The 2,156-nt window shown below is 44.9% G+C and carries 1 protein-coding gene; it reads left to right on the top strand.

Annotated elements, in window-relative coordinates; translation table 11 throughout:
* Positions 1-99: 99 nt before the first annotated feature.
* The gene (locus F6K49_RS43035; RefSeq protein ID WP_293069193.1) at positions 100-1,974 is read left to right on the top strand and encodes an alpha-amylase family glycosyl hydrolase; all 1,875 of its coding nucleotides are present in this window, start codon (positions 100-102) and stop codon (positions 1,972-1,974) included.
* Positions 1,975-2,156 lie beyond the last annotated feature (182 nt).

Raw genomic sequence — 2,156 nt, 5'->3', positions numbered from 1 at the left:
CTCCCGATTCCCGACTCCCCCTAATCTTTTGCGGAATATAATTATCTACTGGTGTATACCGTTAAAGAAACGAACATCGATTCACCAAAGGTTTCCATCGTGTCTACTCCAGTTGAACCATGCTCTCCCCAAACCCTTGCTGAGGCCAACCTGCAACCGAGGGGCAATGTTTATCCCAGTCCGATTACTTGGCGAGACCAGATTCTATACTTTCTGCTACCTGACCGATTCAGTGATGGGTTAGAACTAGAGCGGAAAAAGTTTGACCGTAGCAATCCAAACCAATTTAAAGCCAAAAATAAAGGTGACTGGATGAGCAAGGGAAAAAGGTTTCAAGGGGGTACCCTCAAGGGAATCGAAAGTAAATTGGACTACTTGAAACAATTAGGTGTCACTACCCTTTGGATTGGTCCAGTTTGGCGACAACGGATTGAACTAGACACCTATCACGGCTACGGGATTCAAAATTTCCTAGATGTTGACCCCCGATTTGGCAGCCGTCAGGATTTACGGGATTTAGTGGATGCTGCCCATGAGCGGGAAATGTATGTGATCTTAGACATCATTTATAACCACAGTGGCAATAACTTTTTCTACCAAGATGATAATGATAATCCTCAGGCTACCCTTCCCTACCGTTTTGAACCCCCTTATCCATTTCATAGTTGGCGTTCTGGCACTGGTAAAGCGATTTCCCAAATCACTACAGAAATTGATGGGGTATGGCCTCAAGAATTTCAAAACATGGATTGGTACACTCGTGCTGGTCATATTAACGAATGGGGTGCAGACCCTTGGGAAGATAAACTGCATCCGGAGCTAGAATTTCGCCGAGGGGATTTCTTTGATTTAAAAGATATTAATGTCGCTAAACCGGAAGTCTTAGCAGGGATTATTAAAGTCTATCAATACTGGATTGCCCTAAGTGACTGCGATGGATTTCGCATTGATACCGTTAAGCATATTCCTTGGCGAGTTTCCCGTAGTTTTTGTGGTGCTATCCGGGAATATGCGGAATCGATTGGTAAGGATAACATCCTACTGGTGGGAGAAGTAACCGATGGGGCTCATATGTCCCGCAACTACCTGGAAGTATTTGGTCGCAACTTGGATGCTGTGCTTGATATTGGGGAACCCACAAAGCGATTAGCACAGATGGTAAAAGGATTAACACCGCCAAGGGAGTTTTTTGGTCAATTTGAGGAGCATAATATCCTTGGTAGCCACCGGGAAACGGGACGGTATCATGTTTCCATCTTAGATGACCATGATATGGTCGGGCGCGATCGCAAACATCGCTTTGCTGCTAATAACTCTATTCCTAGTAAATACCAGCAAATAGCCCATGCGGTAGGGGTGCAACTGACCACGTTGGGTATACCCTGTATCTATTACGGTACTGAACAAGCATTTGATGGCACAGAAAACCGCCATGACCCTAGTGTTGAAGCAATAAATGAGTATGGCAACATTTCCAATAGCGATCGCTATATTCGTGAATCGATGTTTGGGGGTAGCTTTGGAGCATTTGAAACCAGTGGCTGTCACTTCTTTGACTCAGACCATCCCACGTATCTCAGAATTTCTGCGATCGCAAACCTCCGGAATCGACCAGATCTGATTGGTAAAACCCTACGTGGCGGTCGTCAATACCTCCGAGAAACCTCCTATCTCGGCAAACCTTTTGCTATTCCTGATGCTGGAGAATTAATTGCCTGGTCAAGGATTCTCTACAATCAAGAAATTCTGGTTGCTTTAAACACCCATGGCACTGAAAACCGTGGTGCATACGTCACCATTGATGCCTCACTACACCCCCACGGCTCAACCCTTACTCTGCTCTACAACAGTTACTGGAGTAACTCTCAATTACGCAATCCACCCCAGAATCAAACTGTAATCGTTCAACATGACCAGGGTAGGGCAACGGTCAGGATTGAGTTACCGCCTAGTGGCATGATGATTTTGGCCTAGGGCGTGTTTTCAAAGTTTTCCGCAAGATTTAGATCCCCCCCAGCCCCCCTTAAAAAAGCTATGCTTTATAAACATATTTCTTTACAAAAAACTTGACAAATTTTAGGAATTATGAATAGGAAATAAATAGGGCTGGCTGCATGAAGGCAGAAGGCATACCCGACAAGGCTTTCAAGCCTTTT

This window comes from Moorena sp. SIO3I6 (assembly GCF_010672095.1).
This window is presented reverse-complemented; position numbering and strand designations above follow the sequence as displayed.